The 16,540-nt window shown below is 45.5% G+C and carries 13 protein-coding genes, 1 tRNA gene and 1 pseudogene; 9 read left to right on the top strand and 6 right to left on the bottom strand.

Features of this window, described 5'->3' with window-relative positions:
- Positions 1 to 60 precede the first annotated feature (60 nt).
- The 5 genes and pseudogenes from QUA77_RS26385 to QUA77_RS26370 form a co-directional block, all read right to left on the bottom strand.
- Positions 61 to 336, bottom strand: coding sequence for a hypothetical protein (locus QUA77_RS26385; protein WP_333453488.1), 276 nt, complete (start codon positions 334 to 336; stop codon positions 61 to 63).
- 42 nt (positions 337 to 378) lie between these two features.
- Complete coding sequence (locus QUA77_RS26380) at positions 379 to 549, bottom strand: hypothetical protein (RefSeq protein ID WP_333037737.1); 171 nt, start codon at positions 547 to 549, stop codon at positions 379 to 381.
- 11 nt (positions 550 to 560) lie between these two features.
- Positions 561 to 1,424, bottom strand: a complete 864-nt coding sequence (locus QUA77_RS26375; RefSeq protein ID WP_333037740.1) for an Npun_R2479 family HD domain-containing metalloprotein — start codon at positions 1,422 to 1,424, stop codon at positions 561 to 563.
- Positions 1,425 to 1,754: 330 nt separating this feature from the next.
- Positions 1,755 to 1,904 (bottom strand): annotated as a pseudogene (locus QUA77_RS29450) (Mo-dependent nitrogenase C-terminal domain-containing protein); the annotation flags it as partial.
- Positions 1,905 to 1,997: 93 nt separating this feature from the next.
- Positions 1,998 to 2,135, bottom strand: a complete 138-nt coding sequence (locus tag QUA77_RS26370) for a hypothetical protein (protein WP_333453486.1) — start codon at positions 2,133 to 2,135, stop codon at positions 1,998 to 2,000.
- A 281-nt stretch (positions 2,136 to 2,416) separates the two neighbouring features.
- Between QUA77_RS26370 and QUA77_RS26365 the strand changes: the two genes are divergently transcribed.
- Complete coding sequence (locus QUA77_RS26365) at positions 2,417 to 3,232, top strand: cobyrinic acid a,c-diamide synthase (protein ID WP_333037746.1); 816 nt, start codon at positions 2,417 to 2,419, stop codon at positions 3,230 to 3,232.
- Positions 3,233 to 3,388: 156 nt separating this feature from the next.
- Here QUA77_RS26365 and QUA77_RS26360 read toward each other — a convergent pair whose 3' ends face one another.
- Positions 3,389 to 4,432, bottom strand: a complete 1,044-nt coding sequence (locus QUA77_RS26360) for an AI-2E family transporter (protein WP_333453484.1) — start codon at positions 4,430 to 4,432, stop codon at positions 3,389 to 3,391.
- 419 nt (positions 4,433 to 4,851) lie between these two features.
- On the opposite strand from QUA77_RS26360, the gene gshA reads away from it, so the two are divergent.
- The 8 genes from gshA (at position 4,852) to QUA77_RS26320 (ending at position 16,293) form a co-directional block, all read left to right on the top strand.
- A complete protein-coding gene (gene gshA / locus QUA77_RS26355; RefSeq protein WP_333037750.1) occupies positions 4,852 to 6,003 on the top strand; it encodes a glutamate--cysteine ligase in 1,152 nt (383 codons plus the stop codon).
- A 237-nt stretch (positions 6,004 to 6,240) separates the two neighbouring features.
- Positions 6,241 to 6,702 (top strand): tRNA (cytidine(34)-2'-O)-methyltransferase, encoded by a 462-nt coding sequence (locus tag QUA77_RS26350; protein ID WP_333037752.1) that lies wholly within the window; start codon positions 6,241 to 6,243, stop codon positions 6,700 to 6,702.
- A gap of 582 nt (positions 6,703 to 7,284) precedes the next feature.
- Positions 7,285 to 9,759: a peptidoglycan DD-metalloendopeptidase family protein gene (locus QUA77_RS26345; RefSeq protein ID WP_333453481.1), complete on the top strand. Its 2,475-nt coding sequence runs from the start codon at positions 7,285 to 7,287 to the stop codon at positions 9,757 to 9,759.
- Positions 9,760 to 9,897: 138 nt separating this feature from the next.
- Positions 9,898 to 9,970, top strand: a tRNA-Met gene (locus tag QUA77_RS26340).
- Positions 9,971 to 10,095: 125 nt separating this feature from the next.
- Complete coding sequence (locus QUA77_RS26335) at positions 10,096 to 10,695, top strand: peroxiredoxin (protein ID WP_190663488.1); 600 nt, start codon at positions 10,096 to 10,098, stop codon at positions 10,693 to 10,695.
- A gap of 112 nt (positions 10,696 to 10,807) precedes the next feature.
- Positions 10,808 to 11,347: a redoxin domain-containing protein gene (locus QUA77_RS26330; RefSeq protein ID WP_333037756.1), complete on the top strand. Its 540-nt coding sequence runs from the start codon at positions 10,808 to 10,810 to the stop codon at positions 11,345 to 11,347.
- Between the two features lie 214 nt (positions 11,348 to 11,561).
- Positions 11,562 to 15,611, top strand: coding sequence for a hypothetical protein (locus QUA77_RS26325; protein ID WP_333453479.1), 4,050 nt, complete (start codon positions 11,562 to 11,564; stop codon positions 15,609 to 15,611).
- Positions 15,612 to 15,732: 121 nt separating this feature from the next.
- Positions 15,733 to 16,293 carry a Uma2 family endonuclease gene (locus QUA77_RS26320; protein WP_333453490.1) on the top strand — a complete coding sequence of 187 codons (561 nt, stop codon included), beginning with the start codon at positions 15,733 to 15,735 and terminating at the stop codon, positions 16,291 to 16,293.
- Positions 16,294 to 16,540 lie beyond the last annotated feature (247 nt).

Here is a 16,540-nt window from a genome sequence, read left to right as displayed (position 1 = left end):
ATTATCATTATTACCAATTATATTTATTCACAAAGAGGTATTGACAAAATCTACTCCTGTCTAACTTGTTACCAATGCTCCTGGGATGCCTTGTTCTCTGCCTTGTGCGATGCCTTTTTCAATTCCCTTGAGCAAGACACCCTGCTGATCGAGAATAAACATTTCGTGTTCTTCTAAATATGCCAACTCCTCTGGATTCAAATTAGTTTCATTGGCAATCGCAAAGGCTTGCTGTATTTCCGATACTGTTTCCATTGTTGACGGCACTATTTCCAAGCGGGGAGCATTTTTCTTAAAATAAATCAACTTATCAGTCAAAGTTTCTAACTCATCCAATTGTTTATTTTATTTGGGCAATTAGATAAATATCAGTTCAATCTATGGATCGACATAATCAAATAAACTGTTTTTATCAGTAAACACAAAATGAGAAATTACTTCTTGGTCATTGTCAAACATTTCAACATCAGTAATTGTCAAAGCAATTATAGGTTTTAACTTAAAGTAACCTTGACCGCGAATCAGTTGAAAAGAGCGATCGCCCGACATCCACCCCAACCCTAGCTAACTACAGCCACCGCAGACTCTGGAACCTGAGAATGCTCCACCCGAAAAACATTCGCGCTCAAATTAGCAACCACTTGTTTCCCCTGCTGCGTCAGTTCCAAATAGCCGATCGCATCCTTCACATACCGATAAACCACATTCCAATAAAACTTCGGATAACCATCCCGCAACTCCCCCGGATTCTGATAGCCCAAAACCAGATTTTGCCCAGTCTCCTCAAACTCGTAAAACAGCGCCGCAATCTTTTGCAAATATCGTGGATCACTCAACTGACCAATTAAATCAGCAGCCCGAACTAAACCCGGGTAATTTACAATATCTTGATAATCTTCATCAGCAGGAACTGGGAAACGAGTCAGCTCAATATTACGCTTAACCAGCTCAGCATCAATCAGTTTGTGACTGCCAAAACGCTCGTCAATAAACATTTTTCCGCGATCGACATGATAAGGCATCAAACTAGCATCCGTCGCCCCCGGAGGCAGCGTTAATTTCAGGTCGCCTATTCCCGTCGCATAGAGTCCTAAATCTGTTCTATCTTGTCGGCAGACACCTTTAACATACCCGATATCGTGACAGAGCAAAGCAATGTGGAAGTGCAGCCAATCTTCGCAGGAAACACCCCCTTCGCGGATGTGCTTCCCACCCAGAATTGCTTGTCCCACCAAGGTTACTAAAATAGTGTGTTCGACATTGTGGTAAAGAGCATCGCTATTAGCAATATTTTCTAAAGCCATACTCGCCACCCAAGCAATAATCTCACCATAGTCAGATTTAAACCCACCGTAAGTGTGGCGGTAGCCTTCAATCAGGCGATTGACAAAAGCCTTAATCAGCAGTTCAGTTGCGTTAAACATATTCACTTCCCTGAGCCCACGTAGATTATTAAATTATTTTTATAGTTATTGTTTTTGTTGCTACCGTTTGATGTTATTTTTGGCTTAAGCGCCACGATTGATACCCACTCCTATCGACAGGCATCCATTGATATTATCAACAATTATGGCTTAAATTATGGCTCTCGCAACTACCAGAGCGACAGACCCCATAAATAATTGATATCAATGGGCGATCGAGGTATGACACCCCTCAATCAGCAGTACAGGGTTACATCTTCGCCGCATACCTCAGTCGATTTTAGATGTTAGATTTACTCCACAGATACATCTGGGAGTTGGAACTAGGAGCTAAAACTTGGGGTTGCTCACTACTCTTGTCGAAAACTTGTATCTGTTCTGGCTGACCCCACCCCAAAACGAGAGAGACCAACAGCTTAACCCAATTAATTCCTCATACACAGGATTAAGTTTGCACATAGGCAGTATATGGGAAAAATGGTGTCCCCATAACTAGATATCTCTCTCACAAGAACACCGGGCGAGTATAAGTTGGCACACCACTGAGTTACTGGTGGCTCTCCCACTGCAATACTATCGAGCCACTGTGGCACTTGTTGCAAGAGGCGATCGCAAAAAGTTAAGTTTTGGCACTGATTTTTCGGGAAAATACTTGTAGTCAAGTTCATGATTCATCTCAGTAATAATTACTAACAAAAACTTATGAGTCACTCGACTTAATCCTCAACGAAACCCACTGTTACTCCGGTGACGTGAATAAGTTTTATGGGTGACACTCACAGTCGCAAAATGTGATGCGAAGAGCTAGCATTTGTGATTTAAAACTAGCTAAAGTGTGAGACAGATCACGCCCTCTGTTGCATCCAGAATGTATATTTAGATAGATGGCAAGAAAATAAGACAGAATAAGTGGCAGCCCTCCCTCGCAGCTCCCCTCTCCCATCCTCTGCGATCTACTACTCTGTATACTTACTAATATAAGGTTTCAGGCAATGATTAAACAAAAACATAAATATGCCGACCTTGCTCAACTCCCCCACACAGATACCGTGCTGCAAAAACTCCCTGTAGAAGTTAAAGAATGGGCCCAAAGCTTGCCTTGGAACCAACGGCGCTATGTTTTGTCCCTCTGCTACATATTGTGTGCATCTACTCCCGACTTGCAAGCAGAATTTTTAGATAATTATACAGCCGACGGTTTAGTCTCAAAAATGTTTGAAGATGTAGATACTCTACACCGAGTCAAAGAGTATTTAATCAGATTTCGGGTCAAAAAACAATTAAACGAATCAGATTTAAGAAGCTACATCAAACAATTTTATATCCACTCAGCTCAACAATCGCGCCGAGAAACTGACCAATATTTAGAATCTGCACTCCGCTTCGTCTTGAGTACAGAAGAACGTAATAATGTTTTTAACTACATTTTGGGTTTTGAATTTATTAAAATTGTGTTTCAAATGAGCTGGTTGCAACACGAAAGATTAGCGAGATTGCAAAAAAATCAGTCGCAGTTTATTGAAACCTATATCAAGCCGATTCAACACGCACACAGAATTAATGGCATAATTCTCCCGAAAGATGAGAGAATCTTTTTTGCCAGACGCACCTATTACGTTCAACTACCTAACATTTCCTACAGAAGGCTAATTGAGTTAGTCATGGCAACTTTTACTACAGAAATGGTGAGTAATTGCGGATTTTCAATCAGTCGCCACTCTCAAGCTCTGCGTTTTGACTGCGATTACATTTATGATCCAGAACCAGAAGAAGAAAGATTTCCTACTGACTTGCAATTTATTCATTGACTTGACGCAGTAAGGTGTATCCTAAGTTACTTTTTACTCTTTATTTTTAGTTGAGCTTTGGGTACAGGAGAGTTTTTGAAGCATGGGAGTTGTAGTCTGCCGGTTAAAACTGAATTTTTCAGTAATATTTGATACCAAATAGGATGGCTGTATCAATTAACCCTCCGCTTGCATTTCTTCAATGTCAAACCAGCTAACTATCACTCCCGCTAGCGGAATTGCCAGAAATATACCTAAAAGTCCTGCTGATCTTGCTCCGACTAACAGTGCAAAAAATACCACTACCGGATTTAGGTTAAGGGAATTTTGCATCAGTCTCGGATGAATAAAGTTGTCTTGAATTTGCTGCAAAACAATGCAAGCTGCCAATACTTTTAAAGATAGCCACACATTTTGAGACAATACAATAAAACAAACTAAGCTAATCCCCAGCGTCGCTCCGATCCCTGGAACTAAATCAAACAATCCGATAATAAAGGCTAAAATTAAGGGAAATTTCACATCTAACAGCAGAAAAATTAAAAAACTTCCTGTTGTCAAAAATAACATTAATAGGATTTGTGCCTGAAAAAATCCTAAAAAATTTTTCTCTATGGTTACACTTAAACGCCTATGCAGGTGTCGAGGTATAAATTTGAGAACTAACAGCCACAGCCTCTCTCCATCAAGTAACATGAAAGAAGCCACTACCATAATTAATATTAAATTCAATAAATTGGTTAAAAATACTTGTAAAAAAGCAATACTCGATACAACTCCAGCCAAAGCTTGATTTCGCAGTTGTTCCTCAATAACTCGCAGGTTAACTTGCAGGTTTCTCGCCCGCAGGAATGCTTCGATGCGCTCGGACAGAGGCGCTAAAGCATTCACAAATTCAGTCATGCTGTCAATTAATTGCTGTCCTTGAGATAAAAGAGTGACGCCTACGGTGACGGTGAGACCGCCAAAAACTAAAATGGTGAGCAGGACAACGAAGGCGACAGCTAAACTTCGCGGTAAAAATCTCTGGAGAGTTCGCACCGGATAGTTGAGCAAAAAAGCCACGAGTGCAGCAATCGTGAAAACCGCCACTGCTGTTTCAAAGTAAGTTAAAAGTTGCAGTCCAGCCCAACCAGAAGCAAATAAAAGCAAAAACCGGACTAAGGCTAAATTGCTTAGCATATTCCAAAAATTGGGAGGGGTTCTTTCTTGCTCTTTCACAGGGATTTTTAGGGGTTAAGATTATAGCTCAAAAATATTGCAGAGCCCTCTTTTAGAATCGCACCCCAGATATATCTGCGGCTATCCCCCTCAAGGCAGAAAACCGATGTGGAACTGAGGCAGGAGTAGGTTCTATTCAGCATAAGTTTGATCGTCACGAATGCCGAAGGAAACAGGCCCGCGATCGAACAAACAGCCTTTTTGACTTTAAAACCGCCTCGGAAACTTTTTGTGATGGCAGTATTTGTCGCGGCAGCCCGATCGCAACTAACACACAAACGCTCAAACTTGCTAGGGCCGAAAAACCCGGTTTCAGTGTCAGTCGCGAAAAATTTCAACTCTGCCTCGTGGAAGATAGTATGAACAGGTCAATTTTTGGGATACTAGAAACTAGCACTCAACTTAGCTGAGGAACAAACGTGCTGCTATCAAAAGGCTTTGAAGTAGAAATGTATACCGGCACTCCCGAAGGTGAGGTTGTCGGTCTCTCCGATCGCATAGTCGCCGATCTAGAGGGATTTGTCCGGGAGCCTGATAGCCGCAATGTGGAGTACACGACCGCCCCGCTGTGCAGCTACGATCGCCTGCTGTGCGCCTTAGTCAAGCCACGAGTTCGGCTGCGCGAGTATTTAAAACAATTGGGCGACTATACCTTGCTGCCGGGAAGTACCTTGTCTCTCGGAGGGAGCGATCGATTTTACAGATCCGATCCCAACAACCCCTACCACACCTACATCGAGCAAACCTACGGCACCAAAGTCGTCACCGCCAGCATTCACATCAACATCGGCATCTCCCAACCAGAAATGCTGATGCGCGCCATCCGCCTCGCCCGCGTAGAAGCACCCCTATACCTTGCCTTGAGCGCCTCTTCCCCCTTCCTCGACGGCGAAGTCACGGGCTATCATTCCACTCGGTGGGGTTTGTTTCCCAAAACTCCCGCCATCGTCCCCCTGTTTGAAAGTCACAAGCATTACATTCAGTGGACTGAAGAACAGCTAGAACTCGGCACCATGCAAAACGTCCGCCATTTGTGGTCTGCCGTGCGACCAAATGGCGATCGTCGCCCCTACTGTCTCAACCGCCTCGAACTGAGAATTTGCGACCTCGAAGTCAATCCTCTGGCTTTGTTGGCCATCACTGCCTTACTAGAAGCTCGCATTTGGCAGATGATGGAAGACCCCAGCTTAGACCCCTTAGAACTCAGCACCTTACCGGCGGCCACCCGCAACCAAGACTTAGTTGCTCTCACAGACGCCAACGAAATTGCTGCATCCCGGCAAAGTTTGGATGCTCCACTAACCCACTGGCAAGACGGCAGGACTATTCTGGCACGAGATTGGATTGAGGAAATTTACCGCGAAGTGTGGCCTATCGCCAAAAAACGCGGCTTTAGTTGCTTTCTCTCGCCACTCAAAAAGATTCTCCGGGAAGGCAACACGGCCCAGCAGTGGTTGAAGCTACACGAGGGCGGTTCGGACACCCGCAGTATTATTCTGCAAGGGATTCAGGGGATGGCTCACCAAGAATGGGAGCTAGAAGACAACTTGTGCGCCCAGTTAGTTGCCTGAAGTACCCGCCGTTATTATAACGGGGGCTTTCACTAGCCCCCTGGCTATGCGTACTCAGCCAATACAAATAGCCCGCACTTCCCGGTCAAAAGTTGCAGAGCGACTCCCAAAAACAAATCAGAATATTTAATCAATGGAGTTCGACAAAGGTTATAAATAAAAGCTATAAGGTATATCTACCTGTGGGTGGTTTTATAAATTTCCCAATAGCTGTATTGTTCGCTTTTAATTAGCTTCATGCCCCAACTTGTCTTGATTCACCCGCAAATCCCCCCAAATACTGGCAATATCGCCCGCACTTGCGCTGCCACAGGCACAGAACTGCATTTAGTGGGCCCGCTGGGGTTTGAAATTAGCGATCGCTACCTGAAACGGGCAGGCTTAGATTACTGGCCCTACGTCAACCTCCACTGCCACGAAGACTTAGCGGCTTTTCAGGCCTATCGGGAGCAGCGCGGGGGACGATCGATCGGATTCAGCACTGGCGGGCGATGCAATTACGCGCAATTCCAATTTCAGCCCAACGACTGGCTGATGTTTGGCTCGGAAACTGTAGGCATTCCCCAATTCGTCTTGGATGCCTGCGACGCCACACTTTTTATTCCGATGAGCCAGCCTGGAGTCAGGAGTTTGAACCTCTCCGTCAGCGCCACTGTGGGTTTATTTGAGGCTAAACGACAGTTGGGAGAGCTGGGATAAATCATTATCAACACATAAATATATAGATATTTAATAGCTGGCGGAGGCTGCCAAATCTCCATTTAAGTATAAGAAATTTGTATCAAAGGGGTGAAAATCTAGATAGCCGACATTAATATATTTTATTCATTCAAAAACAGATTGTTATCAGCAACACCAAATTACTCCCAAGATGATTCAGCAACAAAAACAGAGGATTTTAGCGATTTAGGGCGTGAGCGAGTACCAGCTTGGGTCTGAACACTATATCTAGTAAATATACGGTTGTAGGTTGTCCGGAAATTAGCCTAAAGTCTGATAATAGGTGAGAGTTCAGAGCCTTACCGGAACGAAGATTTTATGTATTCGTTCCAGCTATTGCGGTGTAAGGCTTGTGGGGTTAATTGCAGCAGGTTTGACCGAGAATTTTAAAATTTATGACGGTTTGAGCTTGTCTAAATTAAAAAAGCAAGGTAATCTGGCCTAAGCATGATAGCTGTCAACAATCAGAATATTTTTGCTTGTTGATTTAAACTCAGCGTCATGCGATCCCCTTGAGTGTTTCCAAGGACAGTTAGCGCTTCTCAGTAGGAGGTCGTTTTTTTGAAACGAACATATCCCCAAATTAAGCCTGTTCAGGCTAGTGAAATCGACAGAGACGGTTCTGCGGAACCATCCAAACAGACAACGCTCAGCACAGGCAGAGTTCGCTCTCTCGCCACAATCGGGCTGGCAATATCGGTAGGTGCTTCTGGCATCCTGCTACCGAGAAATGGAGACAGCGCTCGCGCGTCTGAACTCGCACCGACATCAGAATCCACCGCTGAAGTACAGCCAGTATCGGCCAACGGGTCCGCTACGTCCGCACAAGTTGACGGTTCCAAGGCCCAACAGCCCGGAACACCTTCTGAGCCGGCGACGGTTAAGGTGCAGGAGGGGCAAAGCCTTTGGGAGCTTTCTCGGGATTATGAAGTTGAACCGTTGGTACTAGCAACTGCCAACGACATCCAACCCGACACCATACTCCAAGTTGGCCAACAGCTCAGAATTCCGACTGCGACGGAAGCCACACCACAACAGAACGCCGGCTATAGCACATCGGCTTCGCTAGAGCGCGCAGCGACGGTCAATCCCGAACAAGAGTTAAATCTGACTGGCTCCGAGCCATTGGATAGTGCAGCCATGACAGCGCTGCCATCAACTGCAGCGACCCCGCTGGTTACGACGGTACCGGAACAAAGTTCGATCGAGATCCCGAATGCAGACGGGGCGATCGACAGTTTGAAAAAACAGGAAAACCGCACCACAGAATCGGGTCGAACTATGTTCGGGTCGGAGGGGGGAGCAACTTTATCTACACCTGCGGCATTTTTGCCCGAGTCAGCACCGACGCTGACCTCCCCCGGATATGCAACTGGGACAACTATTCCTGACCTCGATGCCACACCTGTAATTCCCAATTCCGGGGGAGGTCAAGCAGCATCGCCCGATCGAGCATTCGAGTCAATTGAACAGTCTTTGGCAACACCCAGTTTGCCCTCGGCTGTGCTAGTCCCCCCTGCGGGAAGTACCGCCGCGCCGGCTGAGGTTCTCTACAGCGTGCGTCCGGGAGATACGGTAGATGCGATCGCCAAAGGTCACGGCGTATCGCCCAAAGATCTGATCTCCGTCAACAAGCTCGGCAACCCCAACTTGCTGAATGTCAATCAACGCCTCAAAATTCCCCAAGTTGGATTTAAAAATCCAGGGGTGGAGGTGGCAGCATCTTATTCTGCCTCCAACTCTACATCTGTCTGGGCAGCGAGTTCGGTTCCCGCATCTTTGAACCCCAGCTCGTCTACCTCGGAAATAGCAGGTGCTGGCGTTGCAGTACCCGCGCCCAAAGTGCCTGTTGTATCTCCCCTGGAGAACATGGAAGGTCTGAACAATATTTCAGCGCCGATGGTTCCCCAAATTAACAGCATTCCGCTCACTCAAGTTTCCCAAACGATTCGCGATCCAGGGAAGCTGGCTCTTCAAGGCGAACCAACATTTACAGGTGCAGTTGACACCAGTGCCCTGCCTGGGCCAGCCAGTGCAACTCCTACCGCCATCGCTACGGGAGAATACCCGCAGCCGCTCAGCTTCGTGGCAAATACTAGCGCTCAGGGTTCAAATGCCGATCCAACTAGCGCTTTACCAGAGTCGAATTCGGAGGCTCTCCCTACCGCAGAAGCTCTCAACCCTTATTCCGAACGATTGAGGGCAGAAGTTGTCCGGCTGCGAGAGGAATATCGTGCCTCGCGCAATTCGATCGGCCCCAATGCGGTGTCCCTGGCTCCAAATGACGGGTCCTCGGTCAACCCGTCTGAGGATATGCCAAGTGTCAATCCATATCTTTACACCCCCGACTATACTGAGGCGGTGCAGAATGAAATCAGCAGACCGCCATCGAGAGCGTGGTCTGAACAGGTTCAGAAGCAGCAGCAAGAGCGTTTAGACCCCGCTCGCGCAGCGGAACTGCAACCGATCAACCTGACGCCGACCTCTGCTGGGCAGCAGCCTGTGGTAGCAACTGCTCCTTTGGGAGCCGACGGTTACGATCCCCTAAGCAACCCGTCTTTGGGACGCATGGTTTCTCCAGAACTGCCTCCGCTTTCTAGCCCTGATACCTATCTGCCTAACGGCAAACAACAGTCGGCTAAGGGGTTTATTTGGCCGTCTAAGGGCGTTCTTACTTCTGGCTACGGCTGGCGGTGGGGACGGATGCACAAAGGAATTGATATTGCAGGGCCGATCGGCACGCCAATTGTGGCAGCATCAGACGGGGTGGTTACCTATGCTCAGTGGAACGACGGCGGCTACGGGTATCTCGTGGAAATTACCCATCCTGACGGCACTGAGACTGTCTATGCCCACAACAGCAGAATTTTGGTGCAAAAGGGTCAGAGAGTCGCTCAAGGGGAACAGATTTCAGAAATGGGCAGCACTGGCTTCAGTACCGGGCCGCACTTGCACTTTGAAATTCATCCCGCCGGACAGGGTGCTATCAACCCCATGGCTTTACTGCCCGACGATGCGTCCAGCGCTTCTCGGTAACGACTGGTCGGAAGTTATGGGTTTTGAATGATTACCAAAACTCATAACTTTTACGGTCAACTATTAGAAATACTGTTGTTTTAAAGCAAGACATAGCTAGCCCTACCGTGCTACGATAGTAAATCGTGAAGTAGATTTGGCTCAGTGGCGCAGTGGTTAGCGCAGGGGACTCATAAGCCCAAGGTCGCAGGTTCAAATCCCGCCTGAGCCATTATTTAATCAAAAAAACTGCGCTCTCAAATTTGAGAGCGTTTTTTTTGATTGAGCGAGAAGATACTTGTAGTCGTTATGAGTATGATATATTTGTAACAGTTCGTAAAAAAGGAAACAAAATCTATGACCAGTGAATGCCTCCGGGTTGGTCAAGCTGCACCCGATTTCGCAGCCACAGCCGTAGTGGATCAGGAATTCAAGACTGTTAAACTGTCAGACTATAAAGGCAAAAAGTATGTAGTCCTGTTCTTCTACCCCTTGGACTTCACCTTTGTGTGCCCGACTGAGATTACAGCATTTAGCGATCGCTTCGAGGACTTCAAGAAAATCGATACCGAAATCCTCGGCGTATCCGTTGACAGCGAATTCTCCCACCTCGCTTGGATACAAACAGACCGCAAATCAGGCGGTGTCGGCGACCTCAACTATCCCTTAGTTGCTGACCTCAAAAAAACAATTAGTTCAGACTACAACGTCCTCGACCCAGAAGCAGGCGTTGCCCTCAGAGGTCTGTTCATCATCGACAAAGAAGGCATCATCCAACACTCTACTATCAACAATCTTGCCTTCGGCCGCAACGTGGACGAAACTCTCCGCACTCTGCAAGCTATCCAACACGTCCAGTCTCACCCCGATGAAGTTTGTCCCGCCGGCTGGCAGCCCGGTGACAAGACTATGACTCCCGATCCAGTCAAGTCTAAGGTATTCTTTGCTGCGGTTTAAGCACATTATATTTGTACGGACACGGCGCTGCCGTGTCCGTACCCGCAGAGGCATTTATTTAACCGGATTTTTAATTACCAATTAGCAATTAGCAATTACCCAATTAGGAAATATGCTGACTTCTACTAATTTTAGCGGCTTGTTAAATGAGCGGTTTTTCCAAAATTTATTGCCTGTTCCGGCGAGTAATGTTCTGAAGCTGGGACAGATGACGCCCGACTTTGAATTGCCGGATATTAATAATGGCAAATTGGTGCGGCTGTCGAATTATCGGGGCGATAAGCCGGTAGTTCTGGCTTTTACGCGGATTTTTACTGAAAAGCAATATTGCCCTTTCTGTTTTCCTCACATTAAAGCTTTGAATGAAAACTGGGAAAAATTTGCCGATCGCAATATAGAATTATTGATGGTTGCCAGTACCGACGATCGCCAAAGCCAAATTGTGGTTAGAGATTTAGGCTTGAAAATGCCTCTGCTTTCTGATCCAGGCTGTCAAGTTTTTCGGGCTTATCAAGTCGGTCAGGCTTTAGGTGCTCCTTTGCCGGCTCAGTTTGTTTTGGGTGCAGATGGAAAACTCATCTTCAAACATTTGTTTTCTTTCATAGACCACAATGCTAGTGTGGACACTTTGTTGAAATATGTCGATCAGTAAGGAAACCGCTGCTGTGTCCTAATTTGGAGTTTTTCACCGCTGATGGACGCTCGTTTACGCCCATCAGCGGGATTTTTGCACCGTTTGACACTGGCTGCGACAGATCTTTAGTTATAAATACTTATTGTGCCAATTGCGATGGCGGAATGTTGCCATGTTGGCTCGACATTAATCTAGGCTATAGCTTGAAGGTACTTAGTACAAGTTTAAGCCAATGTCGTCTCCCAAAGATCGATCGAGCAAAATTGAATTGAGCGTCTTAGCGTCGCATCCTGAGTTGTTGACAGGTTTAGATGCGTGGCTGCGGCTAGGTTTACTTTCGCCCGCTGAGGTTGAGGAATTGTGCGGGCAGTATTTAGTCTGCCCACTCAGAGATCCCGCTGTAGACCTTTCTGAAATTGAGAACCCGCCAGCTCCTATTGCCGAGCCAAAAGTACCTGCCTTATCAACGCCTCAAGCATTACCTAGCAGCAGAGAAAGCGTTGCTAGACCCACAGAAACTACTCAAACCCCTAATTTTATAGCTCAAATTTTGCACTCGCTAATGGCAGAAATTAGCGTGGTGTGGCTGTTGTTTTTAGGAGTGTTCATGGTAGTTGTCTCCTCTGGAGTCTTAGCTGCCAGTCAGTGGGAAAGATTTCCTGCAGCCGGACAATATGGAGTTTTATTAGCTTATACTTTAACCTTTTGGGCGATTAGCAGTTGGGCAAACAGACAGCATAATTTGCACTTGACTGCTCAAACTTTGCAAGAAGTGACCCTGTTGCTAGTGCCGATCAATTTTTGGGCAATGGATACTTTTGGATTGTGGCGGTATCCTTGGGATTGGGCGGTAGCAATCGCAGCGGCACTTATTTTGACTTGGATAACTGCCCGGATTATAAAAGATCAATATCAAAGCTTTTCAGGAAAAAACATCACTCGCTCGATCGCCCTAAATCACTTGGGATTGAGTTATTTGCACTGGGGGTGGGCAGTGGCCGGCTTTTCCCTGGCTGCGGTTTATGTGGGTACAGTGGGAACTGCTGCTACTACAGTTTATCAAGTTCAGCAACAACGATTGCAATCTATCCAACGTGGGGGAAATACTGAAACATTCCCCGCTGCTTTCAGTTTAAGCCGAGATTTTTTGACTTACAAAAAAGCTGCTTTAGTAGCTTATTCATTAGGAATTTTACTGGGTAGAGCGATATTTGTCAAGGATGTAAATATCGCTGAAATGGGTTTAGCTTTGGCGATTTGTGGCGTGCTTTTAGCATGGCTAGATTGGCAGCAACCCCTGCCATCTGGGACTATTGAAAACAATATATCCGACCAGCCAAATCCCAGCAATTTTTTTAAATGGCAATTAGCGGGAATGGGTTTGTTGGGTTTGGGATGGCTGGTTTGTTTTCGCGACATTCCGCTACAGGCGATCGCCGTTAGCGGATTGGCTGTTTGGTTTTTTTATAACCGTTTAGTGCGGTTTTGGCAAGAGTTTGATTTGCTAATGCTGGAGGCGGTGGGACTTCAGAGTATTTGGCTGTTTTGGCGAGTGCTTCCTTTAGGGATTAGAACACAAGTTGTGGCATTTTTAGCTCAGCTTACAAACTCTCAGGAAACTCCTTGGGCTTTTTGGGGTGTTCTGCTGTTGCCTTATTTAATTTTAATGGTAAGTGCAGCGCAGTGGCTCTACCGCAAGCGAAAGTTTCAACTTGCCAGTTTTGGCGAAAACCTTGCTCTGGGTTTGGGGAGTGCTTTAACTATTATTAGTTTTGTCAATCCGTTTTGGCGATCGCTCAATTTATTAGTCTCTGCTTTAATTTTAGGTTGGATCACTTGGAAATACCTAATTCCCGATAATTCCCGGCGAGTTTCCATGCCGACTTTTGCGGCTGAACAACCGGGAAATCCGGCAATTTTGCTTCCCATAACTCACATTATTGGTTTAGGCGCGATCGCTTCGGCAATTGACTTATTTTTTCCCAACCAGCCACCCAATATTTGGTCTGCAATATTATTGATTTTTATGGCGGCTGAGTGGGTATTTTTTGTCTGGATGAAAGCGGCGAATTTTCGAGAAAATTCTGGGTTTTTCCGCTGGCATCCTGCATGGTTCCAAAGTTCCTGGTATCTAGGCTTAGTATTAGCAGGATTTAGCTTTGTCTTGTTGCAAAATTATTTGATTGCGGGTACTGCAACTTATCGCCCTCAGTGGAGTTTGCTATGGCTGGCGACTCCTTTGGCTTTGACTGCTGTTGCTAAATATACTGAGGTACCTCACAAACGAGTTGCCAGTACCTTTAGTGCGATCGCCCTAATATTTGCACAATTTCTAATTTTTACTTTTCCGGGATATCGGTTAATTGGTTTTGGTTTGGCTGCCGGATTAATGTTGGTCAATACTTACTATTTAGTAGAGCTACCAGCGGCTGTGATTGGAGTGGGGTTTGGCTTGAGTTTCGTAGCTGCCGCGATCGCTCGATTAGGTTTTGTGTCGGGTTGGGATTGGGGAATTGCCGGGGCGATCGCTCTTTTGTGTATGTGGTTGGTTCGCAGCATGATTGTTCGTTTTTCCAGGGGTCTACCTGAGCCTTCTCAATTAGCTGAAATTTACGATCGAGCTTTAGATGGATGGGCAATCTTACTGGCAGGCTTGCTGTTAACAACTATTACTTTTTATTCCTATGAACTCTACGCAGACAGTACCTTGAGTTTTCCACCATCTGCTGAAGTTTTGGCTGCTATTTTGGTGATAATGGCTGCGATTATTTTCCGAAGTTTACGTCAACTTTCCCCTCTGGCAATTTATGCTCTGGCTTGGAGTTTGGAGTTGTTGACAGCAGTGGGTTTGAGTTTTGTCGATCGCACTACGATTAATTTAGCAGTTGCTAATATCGCTCTGGGATTGTTTACTCAATTATTGGGTGATGTGTGGCGGCGCCGCCACCCCGATCCAACAATTTTACCTAGCATTGATTTTATACCTTTGGTATATGGGGTATTGGGTTTAACTTTTCGATCGCACACTTTGACGAATTGGACTGGTTTAACTGTGTTGGGTGCGTCTTTAATTGCGATCGGCATTGGTAGGCGGGAACCAGAATTCAAACCTTTGGTTTATTTAGGATTAATTGGCGTGTCCCTTGCTGCTTACGAATCGCTACTCTATCAACTTTTTCAAACACCAGGAGGAGCTTTTGGCGACGGCTTAATTGTCCTGGCCACTCTCGGCACAACTTTAACATATATTTATCGCATTTTATCTCCTTGGCTCAGCAATTATTTACATTTAACTAATGCAGAGTTAAAAATATTTGCTCACCTGCATTGGGTTTTGAGCAGTTTGCTGCTGATTTGGGCTTCGGCCGATGATATTAAGTCCGGCCTAAGTTTAGGATTAGTTACTGGTGGTTTATTAGTTCAATATGCTTTCTTGCAAGGGCGAAATAATCTCGATCGCCAATGGGCAGAAATTTGGATTTACTTAGGTTGGCTAGAAGCCTTTGGCATCCGGCTTTACTGGATCAATACACCTTTAGTTAAGTATATTTCCGGGCCGCTGGGGCCTTGGAAAGTTGCCTTCGCTTCCCTATTAGCCTATTTCATTTACATTTTGCCTTGGGACAACTGGGGTTGGTCAAAAAAACCTTGGCAGGTAATTGCTTCGGTGATTCCAATAATTACTATTTTGGAAAGTCCGTATAAGTTTTATCCGATTAGCTTGCTGATAGCTGCCGCCTTCTATGTTTTCCTAGCTTGGGAAAGGCAGGAAGTCCGTTTTACCTATGTGAGTGCGGCGATAATTGACTGGATAATGCTGCGGTGGTTCTGGCAAATAGGATTGACTCAGGCAGAGTTTTATGTTACTCCTTTAGCACTTTATTTACTTTACATTATTCAGTTCGATCGCACTCTCAAATTACCAGCACAAAAACCGCTGCGCCACACTCTGCGAATGCTCGCAACTGCGCTGATTTGCGGGATGCCTCTTTTGACTCAGCAAAGCCACGGTTTAGTTGCAGGAGCTTTTAGTTTAGTGGCGATTGCAGCCGGTTTGGCGCTGCGAGTTCGGGCGTTTTTGTTTGTGGGAACGGCTGTATTTTTAATCAATGTTTTCTATCAATTGGTGGTTCTGATTTTCGATTATCCGCTGATTAAATGGGCGATTGGTTTGGCTTTTGGGATTGTGTTTATCTGGATTGCTGCTACTTTTGAAACTCGGCGCGATCGCATTTCTGCTTTGGTGCAGCATTGGGTTGTGCAATTGCAATCCTGGGATTAGATTAAGTGCTTGTAAGGCGGGGAATGCCTGCCCTACTGAAGCACGACTGTTCGATGTAGTATAATCACATTATTAAACCTGGGTCGCAGACAAAAAATCCAATATTCCTGTACGAACAATGATGACAACTCAGTTAATTAAGCGGTTATTTACAGTCAAAGAATATCATCATATGATTGAAGCTGGCATCTTGACAAAAGATGATAAAGTTGAATTAATTCGAGGAGAAATTGTCCAAATGGCCGCCGTCGGTAGAAGACATACATCTCATGTCAAGCGTCTGACAGAGTTATTCTATACTCGCTTATTATCGAGAGTAACCATTGGAGTTCAAGATCCGGTAGAATTGGACGATCACTCCGAACCTGAACCGGATATTTCCTTGCTGCGACGGCGCGATGATTTTTACGAATCGGGACATCCTCAGTCTGAGGATATTTTACTCATTGTGGAAGTAGCGGATGCAACCGCTGAAACTGACAGAAATATCAAAATTCCTCTTTATGCCGAAGACAATATTGTAGAAGTTTGGCTGGTTGATATTAACGAGCAATGTGTAGTAGTTTATCGCGAACCTTCTCCCTCGGGATACCAAAATATTCAAAGATTCCAGCGGGGTCAGACTTTATCGATTCTAGCTTTTCCCGATATAGAAATTGCTGTAGATAATGTGTTGGGATAAAAAAGCCAAAACTCATACGATTTTAGATTTTAGATTTTAGATTTTAGATTGGGGAATCACTTATTATATAAGGATTTGGAGCTTGCCTAAAGTTGCTTTTTTTTAACTGGTTTTATTTAATTAAAAACCCGGTTTCTTAGAGAAACCGGGTTTTTAATCAACAGTATTTATCCTGGGGGGGTGACAAAGATGCCTAAGAGATAGACCGAATCAGGGTTGCAGCCCGCATACCTTGTTGGTAAAAGCG

The organism is Microcoleus sp. K5-D4 (genome assembly GCF_036704575.1).
In the GTDB taxonomy this organism is placed as follows: domain Bacteria; phylum Cyanobacteriota; class Cyanobacteriia; order Cyanobacteriales; family Microcoleaceae; genus Microcoleus.
Note: the sequence above shows the minus strand (reverse complement) of the source record. Positions and strands in the feature narration are given on the sequence as shown.